This is a genomic window from Microcoleus sp. S13_C5, from assembly GCF_036700845.1.
GTDB lineage: Bacteria > Cyanobacteriota > Cyanobacteriia > Cyanobacteriales > Microcoleaceae > Microcoleus.
Window position 1 is genome coordinate 17,197 of the sequence record NZ_JAUBPR010000064.1, and the last position, 19,303, is coordinate 36,499.

Here is a 19,303-nt window from a genome sequence, read left to right on the forward strand (position 1 = left end):
AAAAAGTCTTGACTACCAACAACATTAATACTCAATACCTGCTTGAGCTTTAATCCCTTGTTCTCGAAATGGATGCTTAACTAAAGTCATTTCTGTCACCAAGTCTGCCCGTTCAATTAGCGCTGGCGGGGCACCTCGACCTGTTAAAATAATGTGGGTTTCTTCTGGTTTTTGGTCTAACCCGGAAAGCACTTGCTCGACTTGCAAATAACCTAGTTTTAATGCTATATTGACTTCATCTAGAAGAACTAATTTAAATTCAGGATTGCAGATAAAAGTTAGGGATTTTTCCCAGGCTTTTTGAGCTGTTTCAATATCTCGATCGCGGTCTTGCGTGTCCCAGGTAAAGCCTTCCCCCATTGCGTGGAATTCTAGCTGTTTTTCCCAGAGTTGAAAAACGGCTTTTTCTGCGGGTTCCCAAGCTCCTTTGATAAATTGTACTATGGCGACGCGGTATCCGTGACCGAGCGATCGCACAACCATTCCCAAGGCAGCCGTGGTTTTGCCCTTCCCGTTACCGGTATTGACTATAATTAAACCTTTTTCTTTGGAGGAGTTAGCGATTCGCTGTGATTGCACTTCTTGGCGGCGCTGCATTTTCTGTTTGTGTTGTTCCGCTGTTAAGCCAGTGGTTTCTGTATTGGTTTCCATTAGATTTTTTTTTAACCGCAGATGAACGCAAATAAACGCTGATAGATGCAGGATGTCTAGTTATTGCCACAGTGTTTTCAAGTTTAGCACGAAACCGGGCAAAACATCTTCTCCTGAAAGTTCTGTTGGACATCCCAAAACTTCTTTTTCTTGTCCTTGGCGATAGATTTCAACTCGGCGGGTTTTGGGGTTGATTAACCAGCCTAGTTTTACTTGGTTAGTCATGTATTCTTGCATTTTGTCTTGAGTATCTTTTAAACAGTCGGTTGGCGACATTAACTCTAAGACCAAATCCGGGGCAATGGGAGGAAATTTTTGTTTTTGTTCGGGAGTGAGTGCATCCCATCTTGATTTTTCAATCCAAGAGACATCGGGAGAACGATTTGCACCGCTTGGCAGTTTGAAGCAAGTTGAAGAATCGAAACAAATTCCCAGTTTAGTTTGTCTGTTCCAAATTCCCAAATCAGTAGTTATTTCTGAATTGTAACTTCCGGTTTCTCCTCCTGTGGGTGGCATGACGATTATTTCTCCTTTGGCGTTGCGTTCAAATTTGACATCTGGGTTTTCGCGACAGAGTTGATAAAATTGGTCGTCGGTTAGTTTAACTATGGAGTTGAGGTTGATGGTAACTGCTATCATGGTATTTTATCAAAATGCGTTGGGAATTTTAAGCCACATAATGTAGATGAAGACCGAGCAAGGCCGAACGATGCAGATGCTGTAAATATTATTGATGTGGGAAGCCGGATTTGAGGTGTATTTTTTTCTAGGTACTTGTGAGATAATTATATTATCTAATTATAACGCGTTCTCACTATTTTTATAAAAAGCTTTTTGGAGGGAACACTTACAGACATACCAATAATAAAACGCAATGTTGATTTCGCTAAACAACTTAGGTACTCCCTCTAGTAAACTGGAAAAAATTTTGTTTTTTAAATGCAGGGAATCGACGCCGATCGCAAAAAACAACAAGCCCAAACCAGCTAACAGTATTTGGTGGGGAGTCAACTGTAGCTCTCCCCGAAAAAACCATCCGTAGGAGGACAAAACAACGGCGTACAAAAGACTTACTCCTAGCTTGGGAATTCCTACTGCTACCATATATATATGAATTCTGTAAATTTCATTGAGCAGAAATCCACCTGTTAACAAAGCCGAAAACAGAATAAATCGATTTTCTGAATGGCGCGGTTGAATACTTTTAGCTAATCCATAGGTAAAAGTACAAACAATGACGGGTACAGAACATAAAATCTGGAATGTCCGAGTTAACAAGGCGACATTGGGCTTGGGTGAAAAATAAGGGGGGAAGAATAAATCGCTGACTTTTAAGCCAGAAACTAAAGTTAAAATTATCAGCAGCGCTACCAATAATAAGGATAAACAATTGAGTCGAACAACCAAGCGAGAAATAGTCATAAGCAATTTATACCGAACATTAAGTTTACTGCCCAAATATAAAAAAATTATATCACCAATATCTCTGGAGATTTTGCTAAACTTAATAATGAGTGTTATCAAAATAAGGAGACAGTCATGCTGTCAGTGAAAGAAGCAGAATCGATCGTTCTAAATTTGGCGCAACCCCTAGACAGTCAGCGGGATGTAGAAACTGTAGACTTGCTGGCAGCATCGGGGCGCATTTTGGCTATCCCCGTCACTGGTTCCCTTGATTTTCCTTATTGGGATAATTCAGCAATGGATGGGTATGCGGTGCGGTTTGCTGATGTTGAAAATTGTAGCCCCGAAAAACCAGCGGTACTCGAAGTAGTTGAAGAGATTCCAGCCGGATATCAGCCTCAAAATACCGTCCAATCGGGGCAAGCGGCGCGAATTTTTACGGGTGGGGTGATGCCTGCGGGTGCTGATACGGTGGTAATGCAGGAAGAGACGAGGCGAGAGGGCGATCGTATTTTTATCTTAGTTTCTCCTGAAAAACCGCAAGCATTTGTCAGGCACAAAGGCGCTTTTTATCAAGCAGGAACAACTTTGCTAACTCCCGGTACAGTTATCAATGCCCCTGAAATGGCGGTGTTAGCAACTGCCCAGTGCATTCAAGTTCCCGTTTATCGGCGGCTGCGGGTGGCAATTTTTTCTACGGGTGACGAATTGGTATCGCCTGACGAACCTTTGGCACCGGGGAAACTGGTAGACTCGAATCAGTATGCTTTGACAGTTTTGTTGGCACAAATGGGATTTGAACCGATTCGGTTGGGGATTGTTGCTGATAATGAAGATGCGTTAAACAAGGCGATATCCCGGGCTGTGGCGACAGCGGATGTGGTGCTTTCTACGGGCGGTGTCTCGGTAGGAGACTACGATTATGTCGAGAAAATTTTGGCTGATTTGGGAGGAAAAGTTCACATTACTTCTGTGGCGATTAAGCCGGGGAAACCTTTAACGGTTGCTGAATTTAAACGAGGCGAAAAAAATGATGATTCTTCGAGTTTGAGTTCGGATTGTCTCTATTTTGGTTTGCCGGGAAATCCGGTTTCGGCTTTAGTTTGCTGTTGGCGGTTTGTTGTGCCTGCTTTGAGAAAGATGTCTGGGCTTGGCCCGGATGCTTGGGGGCCGGAGTTTGTGCGGGTTAGGTGTCAGGCTGAATTGCGATCGCAGGGCAAGCGCGAAACTTATGTTTGGGGTAAACTGCATTTAGTTGCCGGAGTCTGGGAATTTGAACCTGCTAGCGGCAGCCAAAATTCAGCGAATTTAATTAACCTCGCAAATACAAGTGGTTTAGCAGTTTTGCCCGCATCGGAAACCTGGATTAGACCCGGCGAATTCGTTGAAGTTTTAAAAATTAGTCAGTAGTTAGTTGTTATTGGTTATTTGTTATTGGTTCTGTGTAAGTTCATGTAAAATATTAACAACTAAGTAATCTTCTTTCTTCTTTCTTCTTTCTTCCCTCTTCCTGACATCCGTTACACAATCCGTTGCCGAACTTCCCTCTTCCTGACATCCGTTACACAATCCGTTGCCGAACTTCCTTCTTCTTTCCATCCGTTACATCCGTTACACAATCCGTTGCCGAACTTCCTTCGTATTATGAAAATTTTAATTGTTGAAGATGACCCGATGATGCAACTGGGATTAGAGCAAGTTTTAGCCGATTCCCCAGAAATAGAAATAGTAGGACAAGCAGAAGACGGCTATTTAGGCGTAGCAGCCGCACTGAAACTCAAACCTGATATTATTGTAATGGATATCGGTTTGCCACGGCTGGACGGCATAGCAGCGACGCAGCAAATTAAAGCACAACTGCCCGAAGTTCGAGTAGTAATGTTAACTTCTCACACGGCAGAAACAGAAATTATTGCTGCTCTTTCTAGCGGTGCTGATGCTTATTGTATTAAAGGTGCTTCCGTTGACAGGCTGTTAGCAGCGATTGCAGCCGCAGCAGAGGGGGCTACATATCTTGACCCTCAAATTGCCCGGACTGTCATCGAACACCTCAAACCCCCGATACCTGCCTCTACAACTACTTTTGGTCAGTTGTCGCAGCGGGAATTGGAGGTGTTAAAATTAATGGTGGAAGGTAACAGCAATCCGGAGATAGCAGCGGCGCTTTACTTGAGTCCAAATACTATTAAAACTCACGTTCGCGGTATTATGAATAAGTTGGCAGTGGATGACCGCGTGCAAGCAGCAGTTGTAGCGCTGAGAACGGGATTGGTGTAAAGAAGGAAGTTCGGCAACGGATTGTTTAACGGATTTAACGGATGGATGTTGATGGAAGAGGGTAGTTCGGAAACGAATTGTTTAACGGATTTAACGGAGATCTGGAAGAGCTTCGAGGGCAGAATTCTTAGTTGCCAATTGCTAATTACCAATTACTAATTAGCAATGCCCAATTTCCAATTTTCCATTATCAATTACTAGCAATTTGAGTGATATAATCTATGTCTGAGTGGATAGAAATCGGTAAAATAGTAGCAGCTCAAGGTTTGGACGGGGAAGTGCGAGTCTATCCCGATTCGGATTTTCCTGAAAGGTTTATCGAACCGGGGAAGCGGTGGATTTTGCGCCCTAACAAAAGTGAACCGGAACCGATCGAGTTTTTGGGCGGTCGCTACATTCCGGGCAAAGGGCTGTATGCTGTAGAGGTAGAGGGTGTGGAAGACCGCGATAGTGCTGAGGCGCTGCGGGGCTGCAAGTTGTTTGTTGAAAAGACCGATCGACCTTACCTCGAATCTGATGAGTTTTACGTCCAAGATTTGATCGGTATGGAAGTTTTTAACCAGTTAACGGGGGAAATCTTAGGCAAGGTAAGTGATATTATTCCCGCAGGTAACGACCTTTTAGAAGTAGAAACGAATCTAACACCGCCGGAAACTGTCGCCGCAGAATTGGAAAAGTCAAAACAGCCTGAAACTCCCAAAGCAAATGCTGACCCCAGAAATACCCGCAAACCACGGAAAATTCGCGTTAAAGAACCTAAATCAACAAAAATATTGATTCCTTTTGTGGAAGAGATTGTGCCAGTTGTTGACTTAGAACAAGGTCGAATTGAAATTGTGCCTCCTCCGGGTTTATTGGAATAATATCATGTCCGGTCGAGCGACCGGACATGATATTAGTTATTAACAATTCCCAATCCCCAATTCCCAATATTAATTATTTGCTCTATTTGTGTACCGCACTATCAAGTAACTGATGGAAAGCGCGAAAATTGCAGTCGCCAAACCAATCAAGTCGGCTGCGGTTTTCTTTTCTAGGTCAAGAATGATGATTTTTCGAGATACTGCTATCAAAGAAGTTACAATAACTAGCTCTACTTGAATGACGTGCTTTTTCAGATAAGCTGTAATATTTTCCAAGATTTCCAGAGCAATTAAAACATTTAAAAACAACCCAAATATGACAAATAACGTGTCTTTTAACAAACTATCACTGTGGTTTACCAATTCTTTTCCTAAAAAAATCAGCAAATCGCAAACGCTGACGATAATTACCAAAATCATTGCCAGTGATAAAATTTTCGATATTATTACCTCTACACTTTCTGTAAAATGCAGAAAATTTTCCTCATTCCCTAACTTAGAAATTTGCCTAAATATTTTTTTCAGCATACCCGTGATTTAGTCATCTTTCTTGATGATTCTGTCATTGTTCGGTACACTTTGCAAGCGCCCAACTCTGGGATTACCTGGTTTCAAGGCGCCACGTCGGTGCTGGGGAAGGCGGCTCAGTGTGCGTTATATTTTATAGTTTTTCATGTCAGCTAGAAATCGATCGCACGCGAGCGAACTCCTGCTTAATAAATTTTTTCCCTAAAAAAACCTCAAACTATTGTCTAGCAATACTTTGAGGCTTTTAAGGCGCGGTGCTACCACTGAACTAACTATCTATTCTCAACAGAGAATGATTGTTGACTCCCAGCTTGCTCCGACGCAATATACAAGATAGCTAAAAATTTAGCTCGGGTGGTTTAGTAGCGACGAGAATTGCCACCGCGATCGTTGTTGCCCCAGTTACCACCACCAGAATTGGAACCACGTTCTTCACGGGGTTTTGCTTTGTTGACTTTGAGGTCGCGACCCATCCACTCAGCACCGTCAAGAGCCTCAATGGCTGCAGCTTCTTCGGCTTCAGTAGACATTTCTACAAAAGCGAAGCCCCGCATCCGACCTGTTTCCCGGTCAGCAGGCAACTGAACGCGCTTTACTGTTCCGTACTCTCCAAAAGTTTGGTTGAGGTGCTCCTGCGTTACTTCGTAGGATAAATTGCCGACATAGATTGACATTGAACATTCTCCAGAATCAGAGGGTGTAGAGATTTAAATCCGGAGGAACGCCGATCGAACGAACTGCACTGCCGAAAATAAAGCCTTGTAAAACAATCATAGCACCTATGGGTGCAAACTGCAATTGTCTGACTCAATTAATTAAAAATAAGGCAGAAGGCATTCACCCGAAGGCATTCTGCCGAAGGAAAAACTCCCAATCAAGAAGGAACAACTCAGAATAAATAAATTTAATTTTCCTTGTTTCCGAGCTCTGGCGGGGAAACGCAGTTTTTAGGCCGCGTAATGGCATAACGATTTTAGGTTTTAGATCTGGGATTTGGGATTTAAGATTTATGTGTAGGGTATGTCCGGGCTCAAAATTGCTCGATCGAGAGAGGTTGTTACCCCAAAAACGGATACAATGCCCCGACAGGAGCCGTGGAGAGATCAAAATTTTAGACTCTTGTTCAAACTCCCAGATTCATCTGTGGAGTAAATCTCAAATAGTTCGGCTGAGCGCTCGCCGAAAGTCAACCACGTTTCTCCCCATGTCGATCGCCCGCGGCTTCCTGCTCGTTCTTCGGTGATTTGTAACATCCCGTAGTTGGACACCAGCTCAAGAAGTGACGGCGAGGGTGGATTTTGGCCAATTAAATTCCCCAACTTCTGCGGCAACTTCTCCGACAACTTCCGCCGCAGTTTCTGTCCCAACCAGCACTAACTGCACCGCACAAGCTTTTAGCTCAGGCTGTTTGGAATCGGGACAGCTTGCAGCATGAGTCATGGCATTGGCTTCAGCCGCTTCAGCCCACAGAGAACCCCAGTGCATCGGTACAAATAGCGTACCTGGGGCGATCGCCTTTGTGACTTTTGCCGGAAACTGCGCCTTGCCGCGGCGCGATCGAACTTCCAGCAAATCCCCCTCCTTAATCTGCAATTTGGCAGCATCGCGGGGATGAATTTCCAAAAACGGATCGGGGTGCAATTGATTAATTTTCTCTGTTCTACCCGTCCGCGTCATCGTGTGCCAGTGTCCGTAAACTCTCCCTGTCGTCAACACAAACGGATAATTCGGATCGGGAGGTTCTGCCAGTCCTCGGGAGTGATAGGCCGAAAATCTCGCCCGCGCGTCAGGAGTGTGAAAACGCCTGTCAGTATACAGCCGTTTCGCTTCGTTCGCTGGATGCACAGCCTCGTTTTCCCGGCAAGGCCACTGCTGCGGCCCTTCTTGGCGGATGTATTCGTGGCTGAGGCCGGTCATGTCGCAAGGCTGGCCGCGTGTCAACTGCGCGTACTCTTTAAAAACCTCCGCACTGTTCTCGAAAGCAAAGTGTTCGGCAAAACCCAACCGCCGTCCCACCTCGGCGAAAATGCTCCAGTCGTCGCGGGCTTCCCCCGAGGGAGTGTCGAAACCGGGACAAAAGGTAACGCGGCGTTCGGAATTCGTCATTACTCCGGTTTTTTCGCTCCACTGCGTTGCCGGCAGCAGGATGTGAGCGTAGGCCGAGGTTTCAGTGGGATAGTAAGCTTCTTGATAAATAGTAAAGGGCGATCGCAGCAAAGCGGCTTTAGTACGTTCCAAATCCGGCATACTCACCACCGGATTAGTAGCTGCAATCCACAGCAACTCGACTTCGCCCGTTTCCAAACCGGTAATCATATCCCAAGCTGTGCGGCCCGGATTCGGGGAAATACTTCCCGGTGCGATTCCCCAAAACTCCTCGACTTGGGTTCTGTGTTCGGCATTTTTCACAAAACGGTAGCCTGGGAGCAAGTGAGACAGTCCTCCGGCTTCTCGCCCTCCCATCGCGTTTGGCTGGCCGGTGAGGGAAAACGGGCCACTTCCCGGTTTGCCGATTTGACCGGTCATCAAGTGCAAATTAATCAGCGATCGCACCTTTGCCGTGCCTTCCGACGACTGGTTGATTCCCATCGACCACAGCGACAAAACGCGCTGCGACTGTTCCCAGTAGTTTGCCGCCGTTTCTAACTCGCTGACAGTAATGCCGCAGCGCGAGGCTACAAACTCCGGCGTGTAGCTGCTAATAACTTCAGCAAAAGCTGAAAAATTCGCCGTGCATTCTTCAATAAACTCAGCATCTATTGCTTGCCTGCCTAACAGCAAATATGCAATTCCGTTAAGCAAATCTATATCCGTACCCGGTTTAATTGCTAAGTGCAAATCCGCCGCTTCAGCAGTTGGAGTCCGCCTTGGATCTACCACAATCATCTTGACGTGGGGATGCTTTTTGTGGTATTTTGCTAATCGATTGAATACGATTGGATGGCATTCTGCTGTATTGCTGCCGATAATAAAAGCGCAATCTGTTAATTCTAAATCGTCATAACAGCAAGGCGGCCCGTCCGAGCCAAAGCTTTGAACGTATCCAGAGACTGCTGAAGACATACACAAGCGAGAATTAGCATCAAAATTATTAGTACCCAGACAACCTTTCATGAGTTTCTGGGCAATATAATAATCTTCTGTTGCGAATTGACCCGAACCGTAAACGCACAAAGCATCGGGGCCGCTGGTTTTGCGAATTGTTTGGATGCGATTAACAATTGCATCAAGAGCTTCGTCCCAGCTAGCGCGACGGAACGGTTGGTCGAGAGTATCTCGCATCATCGGATACAGTAGCCGATCGCTCCGAATGGACTCTGCTACAGTTGCTCCCTTAATACAAACCATGCCCTGACTCGATGGGTGATTGCGATCGCCCCGGACTTTCCAACTTTGTTTTTTGTCTGGAACAACTTCTAGACCGCAACCTACACCGCAGTATGGGCAAAGAGTTTTTATAGTTTCCATCTGGTGATTTTAGATGCTAATTTTTGAAAGCTAATGGGTAATTCGTAATTTGTTATTATAGTCGGAACTGAGGGCTCCTGCAAATAACGTGTCAATTATTACTAAATTTCCGCATATGTGCTTCCCAGAAACGGACAATACCCTGATTTAAAATTACCCGCTATCTTACTAAAAATCCCACTCGCTCTCGCTTTTAGTCAGCTTCTGGCTGCTACTAAATCTTCCTCAAACAGAGGAAATCCTCACCTAACTCTTGTCACCCCCAAGGATGGGGGCTAGGAGGAATTTTTGCATAACTAAAACAGCGTGCAGGTACTACTTTTGACCTAGTTGTTGATAGCCATCTGAGATTTAGTGCGGGAGTATTATGTCGCCTACTTCCCTGGTTTAACTTCAAAGACGCCACCGTTAGTGGGGCTAAAAGTTACTTGGAACTCAGCAGTTTTTTCAGCGCCTGCTGCGGCACCGGCAGGAGTTTGTAAAACCGGCAGAGGAGTTTCTTTGACGAAATCTTTAGCTGCTTTATTTGTGGGATCGAACTGTAGGATATCGCCGTTTTGTTTTACTTTGACCCGATAAGTCAAGCTTTCGGTAAATGTCGGAGTTGTTCTCCACTTTTGGTCGATTTGTGCATACAACTGCTTTCCGATCGCATCGAGTTCAGCTTGGTCAGAAATCTCTGATGTGGCACTGGTTGCTGCATTTGCCGCGCCCGCGCTGTTAGCGGCTGCAGCTATGGCTGCAGGACTTGCAGCAGCGATTGGTTCAGGGCTGGCATTCTGTGCAGGGCTGGCATTCTGTGCAGGACTTGCAGCAGCGATGGGCGCAGGACTTGCAGCAGCGATGGGTGCAGGACTTGCAGCAGCAATGGGTGCAGGACTTGCAGCAGCAATGGGTGCAGGACTTGCATTCGGTGCGATCGAACTTGCTGCGATTTGTGGGCTGGGGGGTGAACTCACAACCGCCGCAGTCGTCGCCTGCGGTGCAGTTTCTTCTAGTTTCGCTTGCTTTAACTGGCTGGAAACAACAGACATATTGACTGCAGCTAAAGTAAACATTGCTACGAACCACGAGGCTGCCAGGATGCCGCGTTTGATCGGCGAAGCTTCTGGGGGTTCGGCAGTATGATGCACAAAAGGTGCAGGTGCGATCGGCCTGTCAGCAACCGCAGGCTTTTTGCTAGCAGGTAATGGCATCGGTAGCGCGACGGCTTCTGTCTCCGAGTCCGTTGCTTCACCTTCTTCGTGGTGCGCGTAGCGAGAAAACAGGAACTCCAAAGCAAAGTTGCGAAGTTCGTAGTATTTCGGGTCTTCCATAATCCGCGCCCGGTTGCGGGGACGGCTGAACGGAACGTGCATATCTTCGCCGATGGAAGCTGCAGGCCCGTTGGTCATCATCACGATGCGATCGGCCAAAAACAAAGCCTCATCAATATCGTGAGTAATCATAATGACGGTAATTTTTTCCTTCCGCCAAATTTTCAGCAATTCTTCCTGCAACTCTTCTCTGGTAATCGGGTCTAGAGCTCCGAAAGGTTCGTCCAAAATCAACAGTTTGGGACGAGTTGCCAGAGCTCGGGCGATCGCCACCCGCTGTTTCATCCCCCCGGACAATTGGCCCGGTCTTTTGTTACAAGCTTCGGTCAGCCCCACTAATTCCAAGTGTTCCTTGACGATCGTATTGTGTTCGTCTGCGGACTTTTCCGGGTAAACATTTTCAACGCCGAGGTGAATATTTTCAGTAGCAGTCAGCCACGGTAGCAGCGAGTAGTTTTGAAACACCACCATCCGATCGGGGCCTGGTTCAGTAATCTCCGAACCTTCCAGGGCTACTTCTCCGTTTGTCGGCCCGTTGAATCCCGCAATCATATTCAGCAAAGTTGATTTACCGCAGCCCGAGTGACCGATCAAACAAATAAATTCGCCTTCATTAATAGTCAGGTTTACACCGTCGAGAACGACGTAAGGGCCTTTAGGAGTTTCGTAGACTTTCGATACGTCTTTAATAGTAAGAAAGTCTTGCTTTGGCGTTTGAAGTGTTGTTGTTTCGGGGTTTTTGAGAGTTTGCATATTTTCAGGAGGGGGATTTTGGGTCGGGGAATTAGACATGACAACTTTCGATTGAGAATTTGAAATTAGGGAGTTAGGAAGCGGAAAATGTGGAGTCTTGTTTCCTGATTTCTTGCTCCTCATTCCCTCTTCCTATTTGCTGGTTATGCTGGCAGTTTGATGGAACACTGACTGCCTATTTGTTCAATTAAAATTTCTTCAATGCGGACGGCGCGCTTAATTTTGACATTCTGAAGATACTGGATCGGGTCGTCGAGATTAAACACAGTGCCGTCAAATAGCTCGATCGTCCGGCGATCTCTGGCGATATCCGGCAAACCCAATTCGCGCACTGCTTGACCAAAAACATCGGGCCGCAAAACTCGATCGACCACTTCCACCCAGTTTTTCGGGAAGGGAATCAGTCCCCAGCGAGCCATCTGCGCCATCACCCACACCATTTCTAGGCGGTCTGGACAATTGGTTTTGTCAACATAGAACTGGTTGAAGTTGTAGAGCATTTCTGGTTCTGCCTCCGTACCGGAGTTGTACGGGTCGAGGAACCCCGGACGGATGTCTTTCGGATCTGCACCGATGTATTGTTCTTGGCTAATCAATGCTAGGACTTCTTCGCGGTTGCGGCGGTCATCGCAGTAGTCGCAGGCTTCCAAAAGCGCTTTGACGAGGGCGAGGTGGGTTTGAGGATATTTCTGAGCCCAATCTTCGCTAACACCGAGAACTTTTTCTATGTGTCCGGGCAGAATATCCAGGGAACGGGCCATGACAAAACCCGTGCCGCTGTTGACTGCGTGGGAGTTCCAGGGGTCGCCTGAGCAGTAGCCGTCAATGTTGCCTGCTTTTAAATTCGCTACCATCTGCGGGGGCGGAATCACCGTCAACCCCACGTCCAGGTCGGGGTCGATGCCACCGGCGGCCAGCCAGTAGCGGAACAGCAGATTGTGCATGGAGGCGGAGTGTACCATGCCCAAGGTGTGGACTTTATCCGGAGTCTTGGCGATCGCAGCTTTGAAATCTTCTAATGTCCGAATGCCTTGTCTGTAAAGGTCTTTGCTGAAAATAATCGAATTGCCGTTGCGGGACAGCGTGAGGGCGCTACAGACGGGCACAGGGGCTTGACCGTCCAGACCCAACAGCATGGCGATCGGCATTCCTGCAACCATTTGCGCCGCGTCCAGCCGTCCTTCGGCGACTCCCTGGGCGATCGCTTTCCAGCCAGGTTCGCGGCTGAGAGTAACTTCTTCCAAGCCGTGGGCTTGAAAAAATCCTTTTTCTTTGGCTACAACTAAGGGCGCGCAGTCGGTGAGGGGAATAAAGCCGATATCGAGGTTGATTTTTTCCAAGCCGTTGCGGGCGATCACAGGCGGTTGTTGTTTTGCCCGGCGCTGTTTGACCCGCTTTTGCTGGTTGAGGAAGTAAACCATTTCGTTACGCAGCGCATAGTAACTGGGATGGTTGACAACTTCCATACGCTTGCGGGGGCGGGGAATGTTCACTTCGAGGATTTGCCCGATTTGCGCTTCCGGGCCGTTGGTAAGCATCACAATGCGATCGCTCAGCAATAAAGCCTCATCCACGTCGTGAGTTACCATCACGCTGGTGACTTTACTTTCCTCGCAAATTTTCATCAACTGGTCTTGCAAACCGCCGCGAGTTAAAGCATCGAGGGCGCCGAAGGGTTCGTCTAGCAGCAGCAATTTCGGGCGAATCGCCAGGGCGCGGGCGATCGCAACTCTTTGTTTCATCCCCCCAGAAATTTCGCCTGGGCGTTTGTCGGCCGCGTGCCCGAGTCCGACCAATTTAATGTGGTGTTCGATCACCAACTCACGATCTTCTTGGGAGTTACCGCTGTAAATTTCATTTACTGCTAGGGCAATATTTTCGCGCACCGTCAGCCAAGGTAGCAGCGAGTAATTTTGAAACACCACCATTCTGTCCGGGCCTGGATCGCGGACTTCGCGCCCTTCTAAAGTAATCCCGCCCTGAGTTGCGTTGTCGAGGCCGGCGATAATATTTAGCAGTGTAGATTTGCCACAGCCCGAGTGTCCGATTAAGGTGATGAATTCTCCCTTTTTTATTTTCAGTTCGATATTTTTAAGAGCGATGTATTGCTCTCCATTGGGCAAGTTAAATACGCGGTCAACGTGGTCTACTTCAACAAATACTGACATGGCTATTTTAGGTTAGTTGGTAATTTCTAGATGCTAATTATTAATGGAAAATTGGGTATTGGCAAAACAGGGTCTTGGGCATTGGGCATATATAATTCTTCCCGCTTCCTAATAACTAATCCCCCATTCCCCATTCCCCATTCCCCATTCCCCATTGCTAAATCCTATTTCTGTTCTTCGGGCACAACTTTGGACGCGATGAAACCAACGATTCTGTCTAAAATTAAACCGACGATTCCTACATAAAGCACTGCTAGAATCACTGCACTGAGTCGAGAACTGTTGTAAGCGTCCCAGATGAAGAAGCCGATGCCGACGCCGCCGACTAACATTTCCGCAGCTACGATCGCCAGCCAAGACAAACCGATGCCAATTCTCAAGCCAGTGAAGATGTAAGGAACAGAAGAGGGAAGCAGGATTTTCCAGAAATATTTTTGGTTGGGGAGGCGCAAGACGCGGGCGACGTTTCTGTAGTCTTGGGGTATTTGTTGAACGCCTACTGTGGTGTTAATTAGAATCGGCCAAATTGCTGTAATTAAGATTACGAAGAGAGCTGAAACTTCGTTAGCTTTCATCCCCATGCCTTCAAAGGGATTGAACTGTTGAAATACAGCCAGGGCGATCGGCAGCCAAGCCAGGGGCGGGATAGTTCTGAATACTTGAAACAGCGGGTCTAAAGCATCGAACATTAAGGAGTTTGTGCCGATCAGGATTCCCAAACTTATGCCCAGAATTGCTGCCAAAGTAAAGCCGATCGCCACCCGCTGCAAGCTAGCCAAAATTTGCCAGAACAAGCCTTTGTCTGTACCGCCGTTGTCGAAGAACGGATTGATAATCAGATTCCAGGTTTCTTGGACAGCTTTGATTGGTCCCGGCAAGCTGGACTCTGGACTGTGGCAGAGGATTTGCCAGATTATGAGCAGAACTGTAATTGCTACCAGCGGGCGAATGATTTTTCTGCGGTTTTTTTGAACGTGATCCAGAACGAAATTTACTGGATTTTTGCTTTTAGTAACAGCGAGGTTTGTTGCCATTTTTATTTTTGCAGTATTGTGAATAATCGATTATTTGTAGATACTTTGAACAGAGTTCAGCAGGCTGGAACCGTCGAACGCACCCTCCGTTTCCCTCTGTCCAACACCATCAATCCATTTTAGGGGTTTGTCAACTGTTAACAGTCAACTGTCAACAGTTAACTGTCAACAGTTGACTAATTATGCTTTTTTGATTTTCAGACCCTTGAGATATTCTTCTGGTTTTTCTGGGTCGAACTTCACGCCGTCAAAGAAGGTTTCGACACCGCGAGAAGTGGTAGTAGGAATTTGGGCTGCGGGGACGCCAAGTGCTGTCGCTGCTGCTTTCCAAATATCTTCGCGGTTAACTTTATCAACGGTTGCTTTGATGTCGGTAGTTGCCGGCATATAACCCCAGCGAATATTTTCAGCTAAGAACCAAGCATCGTGACTCTTGTAGGGATAAGAAGCATTATCAGCCCAGAATTTCATCGCCACAGGGCTGGCAGCTTCAATGCGGCCGGTACCGTAGTCAATTTGAGCTTTAGAGCGACCGATAATATCTGCTACTGGAACTTTTAACCACTTATCTTGAGAGATGATTTGGCACATCTCATCGCGATTTTCTAGCTTTCCGCACCACTGCTGGGCTTCCAGTACGGCCATTGTAATTGCTTTTGCAGCTTTGGGGTTTTTGTCAACCCAATCAGCTCTTAAACCTAAAGCTTTTTCAGGATGATCTTTCCAAAGTTCTCCAGTTATTAAGGCGGTGTATCCTACCTTTTGAGTAACTAGCTGAGCATTCCAAGGTTCGCCTACGCAAAAGGCTTCCATGCTGCCAGATTTCATGTTCGCTACCATTTGGGGCGGCGGTATGGGAATCACGGAAACATCTGTATCTGGATTAATACCGCCGGCTGCTAGCCAGTAGCGCAGCCACAAGTCGTGGGTGCCGCCGGGAAAAGTCATAGCAACAGGAAGGTTTTGGTTGCCAAAAGCTGCTTTCAGGGGTGCGCTGTCTGTACCTACTTTTAAATCTAGGTATTTTTTGCTGAGCGAAATTGCCTGACCGTTAGTATTTAACCGGGCGAGAATGTACATCGGCACTGGCTGATTGCCTTTGGTAACAGTGCCTAATGTCATCTGGTAAGGTAGCGGGGATAAAATGTGGGCGCCGTCAATGCCGCCTTTGTCGGAACCGAGTTCTAAGTTGTCGCGAGTAACTGGCCAAGATGCTTGTTTAGTAACTTGTACGTCTTTCATGCCGTACTTGGCAAATAACCCTTTTTCTTGGGCGATGATTAAGGGTGCTGCGTCGGTGAGGGCGATGAATCCGAGTTTGGCTGCGGTAACTTCTGGGGCGTCGGCGGGGTTGATGTTGACTGCTGGGGCGGCGCTGGGTGATGCGCCGCCGGCTGCGGGGGTGGCACCTCCGTTAGATGTGGTGGAACCGGAACTGCAACCGTGGGCTAGGAGGGTGCCGGCTGCTGTTGCTCCAGCGGTTATAATGAATTTTCTTCTAGAAAGGTTGCTCATTTGTCTTGAATTGTTGTTGTACTTTGAGATGGTGGAAATGTGAGATGTGAGATTGATTCGCGACCTTCGTATCGCATCTCACATTGTGAGATTAGGCGAGATTAGGCGTCGATCGACACTTTGCCGATCGCCCGCGCGCTGCAAGTTAAAATGAACCCTGGTTCTAAGTCTCGGGCCGCGTCGGGTTGGCTGTCGTAGACTGTTTGGCCTTCTAGGAGTTTTTGCTGGCAAGTGCCACAGCTTCCCGATCGGCAATTGCTGTCAAGTTCGACTCCGGCCCGTTCGGCAACATCGAGAATGTACTCATCTTCGCTGCAAGCAACTTCTTTGCCCGAGCGAGCGAAAATGACAGTAGATGTCTGAGGTTTGGCTGCCGGGACTGCCGTTTCGTCCCGGTCAACCGTCAGTTGCAGTTGCCGGTTCAGCGAAACTACATCTTCTTGAGATTGATTGGGAACGGCCCCGAAGTTATCGACTAACAGTTGGCGCAGCACTGGTTTGAGGTCTTCACAAGGGATGCTTTTTTGGACGCAAGTACCCAAATGAGCGTCTTTGCCGACTGTGCCTCCCATGTAAATGTCTACACCTTCGAGGGTTTTGCCGTTCTTGCGAACTTTTGTTCCCATCAAACCGATGTCTGCTACTTGGGGTTGACCGCAGGAATTGGGGCAACCCGTCCAGTGAATTCTGACCGGTTTGGGAACTGACAGTTCGACTTCGAGTTCCTCAATCATTGCCACGGATCGGCTTTTGGTTTCGATGAGGGCGAAGTTGCAAAACTTAGCGCCGGTACAGGAAACCAAGGCTCGCGTTAGAGGTGCGGGGTTGAGCGAAAAACGCTGCAACAGCGGTTCTTTGACCAGCGATTCAATCCGCGAGTCGGGAACGTTGGGAATAATGACGTTTTCTTCGACGGTGAGCCTGAGTTCGCCGCTGCCGTAAACCTCGGCGATTCTGGCTAAATCGAACAAATCCGATGCCTGCAGCCGTCCGACGGGAACGTGCAGCCCTACATAGTTGAGCCCTGATTGTTTTTGGGGGTAGATGCCGATGTGGTCGCGTTTGTCCCAGAGGATTTCATCTTTGAGGGCGGCGGCGGGCAAAGTGCGACCAAATTCTTGTTCGACTGCGGCTCGGAATTGTTCGATTCCGAGTTCGTCAATCAGCCACATCAGCCGCGATTTTTGGCGGTTTGCTCTCGGGCCTTGATCGCGAAACACAGTTAAAATTGCTTTGCACAAATCTACAACGTCGCTGGGACTTGCCCATGCGTTGAGAGGAATTGCAGCTTCGCAGCGTTTGGCGGAGAAGAAACCGCCGACTAAAACGTTAAAGCCGATGTTGCCGTCTTTGTAAGCGGGTACGAAGGCGATGTCGTTGATTTCTGCGTGGACTGAGTTGTCGCGGCAGCCTGCGATCGCAATATTAAACTTTCTCGGCAAATTTGAAAACGCGGGGTTGCCTTCGCCGCTATTCGTAATCATGTCTTGGACTTGGTTCGCCAGTTCCCGCGTATCAATCAGTTCGTCGGCGTCCAGGCCCGCGACTGGGGAACCCGTGATGTTGCGTACGTTGTCCATGCCAGACTGGATGCTGGTCATGCCCGCTTCTTTGAGGCGGCGGAAGATGTCGGGTACGTCTTCGATGCGAATTCCGCGCAATTGCAGGTTTTGTCTGGTGGTGATGTCGGCGCTGCCGTCGTCGCCGTAGCGTTGGACGATTTCTGCTAGCGTTCTGGTTTGATTGCTAGTAATGATGCCGTTGGGCAAGCGCAGCCGCATCATGAATTTGCCGGGAGTTACTGGCCGAAAGAAGATGCCGAGCCATTTGAGGCGGTGCTCGCGATCGGTTTCGTCCATTGCTTCCCAGCCGATCGCGGCGAAGTGGTCGAGTTCGGCTTTTAATGCTAAGCCATCTTTTTCGGCTTTGAGTTTTTCAAACTTGTTCAAGCTCGCTTGGGCTTTGGGTTCTACTGTTTGGGTCATCGGTTTACCCTCGCTGCTGGCTGGTGTGGGGAGGTATTGACTTGGAGCATAAAGTGTGTGTTTCCTGCTAACCTTAGTGACTGTATGGATTTAAAACTGTATATTTAGTTACTAGATGGAATTTCTTTTAAGCATGGTTCGTCTTCTGTAAACTTGAGCTTGACTGGGCGCTGGCTCGAACGTCGCCAAACTATTTATGGTTATAGTTGCTACCGATGATTCGGTAGATCGCTCTGTTTCGATGCACCTTTGTTATGAGCTAATGTAAAGCCCACGATTGTAAATATTCGTAGCTATTTTTACAAAATATTGAGTTTTATGAATATTTCGCATACATCCCATGCGTTTTATACATGGGTAATGGGTAAAGACACCCCCAAAACCGAAAAATCTCTCTAAATCTTTAGATTTAGGACGGAAGAGGGGGAAATTGGAATATCTAAGATTAAGGTTGTGAGTGCGATCGCAGACTTAAAACGAGATCGTCACAACATTAGAGGGGTCGCTGTCACACAGTTTGCCTCAAAACATCACCTTGTGTGCTATGCCAGCGTCACTATTAATTTTTGGAGAACGAGAGATGATATAAGTATCGAATTCAGGGAACGTCTCATGTTTTTAGTTCAACTTCTCCCCGGCGCTATTTCCGAAATGCTTGCCTCTGTTACGGATACGGGTTGTTTGACTTTAGCCGATCGCTACGGTTTGATGGCCGCTGTTTTGGACGACTCTCTCGACGATGAATACAGACATTCGATCAACCGCCTGCTGCGTTCTGTGATCAAGGGAAGAGTCAAGATAGTCAACGAACTGTCGGCGATATATTAACAGCATTTAAAAATTTGATTGATTTATGCAGCGCTTCAAGTGCAGAAACCACCGCCCGAGTTAGAAGGAACCCACGATGGCTGCAGCGGATGTAGGGCCGGAAGTTTATTGGCTGTTGTAAAAACGTGCGATGCTCTTGCCGTATGATTTTTTTTGATTATCCAATTCTCGCTTTGGGCGGCACTTACAGAAAAAGAGCTGATTCACAGTTTTGACCCTCAATTGACAGCCTGTTGGGTGGAACGCTGATGGTAAAATTAGTAAAACTGCTGTGCGCGATCGGCATTTGAGGACTTTGAGGAATGAAGTCATCCCAACCAACGTAATTATAATTATTGAACAGCGCTGCAAATGAAAGACAATTTATGAAAATTATTAATCTAACAATCGAATTATTAATAGAATCCGGCCTCGGCATCTACAACATCACGCCTCCTAAGCTGTTGTGCATTTAAAACGCATATTGGTATAATATAACATAATGATATTCAGAAAAAGTGAATGCCTGCTAAA

At 47.2% G+C, this 19,303-nt stretch carries 15 protein-coding genes and 1 pseudogene; 4 read left to right on the forward strand and 12 right to left on the reverse strand.

Annotation, left to right across the window (positions count from 1 at the left end; all coding sequences use genetic code 11):
• Positions 1 to 24 precede the first annotated feature (24 nt).
• The 3 genes from cobO to QUA04_RS17490 form a co-directional block, all read right to left on the reverse strand.
• Positions 25 to 651: a cob(I)yrinic acid a,c-diamide adenosyltransferase gene (cobO, locus tag QUA04_RS17480; protein ID WP_333160147.1), complete on the reverse strand. Its 627-nt coding sequence runs from the start codon at positions 649 to 651 to the stop codon at positions 25 to 27.
• Between the two features lie 60 nt (positions 652 to 711).
• The gene (locus tag QUA04_RS17485; RefSeq protein WP_333258665.1) at positions 712 to 1,290 is read right to left on the reverse strand and encodes a Uma2 family endonuclease; all 579 of its coding nucleotides are present in this window, start codon (positions 1,288 to 1,290) and stop codon (positions 712 to 714) included.
• Between the two features lie 159 nt (positions 1,291 to 1,449).
• Positions 1,450 to 2,073, reverse strand: coding sequence for a hypothetical protein (locus tag QUA04_RS17490; protein WP_333258666.1), 624 nt, complete (start codon positions 2,071 to 2,073; stop codon positions 1,450 to 1,452).
• 117 nt (positions 2,074 to 2,190) lie between these two features.
• Here QUA04_RS17490 and QUA04_RS17495 point away from each other — a divergent pair, with 117 nt between their 5' ends.
• The 3 genes from QUA04_RS17495 (at position 2,191) to rimM (ending at position 5,195) form a co-directional block, all read left to right on the forward strand.
• Positions 2,191 to 3,465 carry a molybdopterin-binding protein gene (locus tag QUA04_RS17495; RefSeq protein ID WP_333258667.1) on the forward strand — a complete coding sequence of 425 codons (1,275 nt, stop codon included), beginning with the start codon at positions 2,191 to 2,193 and terminating at the stop codon, positions 3,463 to 3,465.
• A 234-nt stretch (positions 3,466 to 3,699) separates the two neighbouring features.
• The gene (locus tag QUA04_RS17500) at positions 3,700 to 4,332 is read left to right on the forward strand and encodes a response regulator (RefSeq protein WP_015179099.1); all 633 of its coding nucleotides are present in this window, start codon (positions 3,700 to 3,702) and stop codon (positions 4,330 to 4,332) included.
• Positions 4,333 to 4,553: 221 nt separating this feature from the next.
• On the forward strand, positions 4,554 to 5,195 hold the full coding sequence (gene rimM, locus QUA04_RS17505; RefSeq protein WP_333258669.1) for a ribosome maturation factor RimM: 642 nt from the start codon (positions 4,554 to 4,556) through the stop codon (positions 5,193 to 5,195).
• Positions 5,196 to 5,264: 69 nt separating this feature from the next.
• On the opposite strand, the gene QUA04_RS17510 is transcribed toward rimM, so the two are convergent.
• From QUA04_RS17510 to QUA04_RS17550, 9 genes and pseudogenes are all read right to left on the reverse strand, one after another.
• Positions 5,265 to 5,723 (reverse strand): phosphate-starvation-inducible PsiE family protein, encoded by a 459-nt coding sequence (locus QUA04_RS17510; protein ID WP_333258671.1) that lies wholly within the window; start codon positions 5,721 to 5,723, stop codon positions 5,265 to 5,267.
• A gap of 359 nt (positions 5,724 to 6,082) precedes the next feature.
• Complete coding sequence (locus QUA04_RS17515) at positions 6,083 to 6,397, reverse strand: RNA-binding protein (protein ID WP_333143949.1); 315 nt, start codon at positions 6,395 to 6,397, stop codon at positions 6,083 to 6,085.
• A gap of 598 nt (positions 6,398 to 6,995) precedes the next feature.
• Positions 6,996 to 9,191 carry a nitrate reductase gene (locus QUA04_RS17520; protein ID WP_333258673.1) on the reverse strand — a complete coding sequence of 732 codons (2,196 nt, stop codon included), beginning with the start codon at positions 9,189 to 9,191 and terminating at the stop codon, positions 6,996 to 6,998.
• A gap of 374 nt (positions 9,192 to 9,565) precedes the next feature.
• Complete coding sequence (locus QUA04_RS17525) at positions 9,566 to 11,299, reverse strand: nitrate ABC transporter ATP-binding protein (protein ID WP_333258675.1); 1,734 nt, start codon at positions 11,297 to 11,299, stop codon at positions 9,566 to 9,568.
• Between the two features lie 104 nt (positions 11,300 to 11,403).
• Complete coding sequence (locus QUA04_RS17530; RefSeq protein WP_333258677.1) at positions 11,404 to 13,428, reverse strand: nitrate ABC transporter ATP-binding protein; 2,025 nt, start codon at positions 13,426 to 13,428, stop codon at positions 11,404 to 11,406.
• 164 nt (positions 13,429 to 13,592) lie between these two features.
• Positions 13,593 to 14,462, reverse strand: a complete 870-nt coding sequence (gene ntrB / locus QUA04_RS17535; protein ID WP_333258679.1) for a nitrate ABC transporter permease — start codon at positions 14,460 to 14,462, stop codon at positions 13,593 to 13,595.
• A gap of 180 nt (positions 14,463 to 14,642) precedes the next feature.
• Entirely contained in the window at positions 14,643 to 15,977 is a 1,335-nt protein-coding gene (locus QUA04_RS17540; RefSeq protein ID WP_333258681.1) for a CmpA/NrtA family ABC transporter substrate-binding protein, read from the reverse strand.
• 101 nt (positions 15,978 to 16,078) lie between these two features.
• Positions 16,079 to 16,402 (reverse strand): 2Fe-2S iron-sulfur cluster-binding protein, encoded by a 324-nt coding sequence (locus QUA04_RS17545; protein ID WP_333258683.1) that lies wholly within the window; start codon positions 16,400 to 16,402, stop codon positions 16,079 to 16,081.
• A 24-nt stretch (positions 16,403 to 16,426) separates the two neighbouring features.
• Positions 16,427 to 17,962: pseudogene (locus QUA04_RS17550) on the reverse strand (ferredoxin--nitrite reductase); the annotation flags it as partial.
• 612 nt (positions 17,963 to 18,574) lie between these two features.
• On the opposite strand from QUA04_RS17550, the gene QUA04_RS17555 reads away from it, so the two are divergent.
• Positions 18,575 to 18,790, forward strand: a complete 216-nt coding sequence (locus QUA04_RS17555; protein ID WP_333215740.1) for a hypothetical protein — start codon at positions 18,575 to 18,577, stop codon at positions 18,788 to 18,790.
• Positions 18,791 to 19,303: the final 513 nt, after the last annotated feature.

Coding starts and splice junctions, on each gene's coding strand:
- QUA04_RS17555 (WP_333215740.1), top strand. CDS start 18,575: ATGTTTTTAGTTCAACTTCTCCCCGGCGCTATTTCCGAAATGCTTGCC.
- QUA04_RS17530 (WP_333258677.1), bottom strand. CDS start 13,428: ATGTCAGTATTTGTTGAAGTAGACCACGTTGACCGCGTATTTAACTTG.
- QUA04_RS17540 (WP_333258681.1), bottom strand. CDS start 15,977: ATGAGCAACCTTTCTAGAAGAAAATTCATTATAACCGCTGGAGCAACA.
- QUA04_RS17510 (WP_333258671.1), bottom strand. CDS start 5,723: ATGCTGAAAAAAATATTTAGGCAAATTTCTAAGTTAGGGAATGAGGAA.
- ntrB (WP_333258679.1), bottom strand. CDS start 14,462: ATGGCAACAAACCTCGCTGTTACTAAAAGCAAAAATCCAGTAAATTTC.
- QUA04_RS17515 (WP_333143949.1), bottom strand. CDS start 6,397: ATGTCAATCTATGTCGGCAATTTATCCTACGAAGTAACGCAGGAGCAC.
- rimM (WP_333258669.1), top strand. CDS start 4,554: ATGTCTGAGTGGATAGAAATCGGTAAAATAGTAGCAGCTCAAGGTTTG.
- QUA04_RS17525 (WP_333258675.1), bottom strand. CDS start 11,299: ATGTCTAATTCCCCGACCCAAAATCCCCCTCCTGAAAATATGCAAACT.
- QUA04_RS17495 (WP_333258667.1), top strand. CDS start 2,191: ATGCTGTCAGTGAAAGAAGCAGAATCGATCGTTCTAAATTTGGCGCAA.
- QUA04_RS17520 (WP_333258673.1), bottom strand. CDS start 9,191: ATGGAAACTATAAAAACTCTTTGCCCATACTGCGGTGTAGGTTGCGGT.
- cobO (WP_333160147.1), bottom strand. CDS start 651: ATGGAAACCAATACAGAAACCACTGGCTTAACAGCGGAACAACACAAA.
- QUA04_RS17490 (WP_333258666.1), bottom strand. CDS start 2,073: ATGACTATTTCTCGCTTGGTTGTTCGACTCAATTGTTTATCCTTATTA.
- QUA04_RS17500 (WP_015179099.1), top strand. CDS start 3,700: ATGAAAATTTTAATTGTTGAAGATGACCCGATGATGCAACTGGGATTA.
- QUA04_RS17485 (WP_333258665.1), bottom strand. CDS start 1,290: ATGATAGCAGTTACCATCAACCTCAACTCCATAGTTAAACTAACCGAC.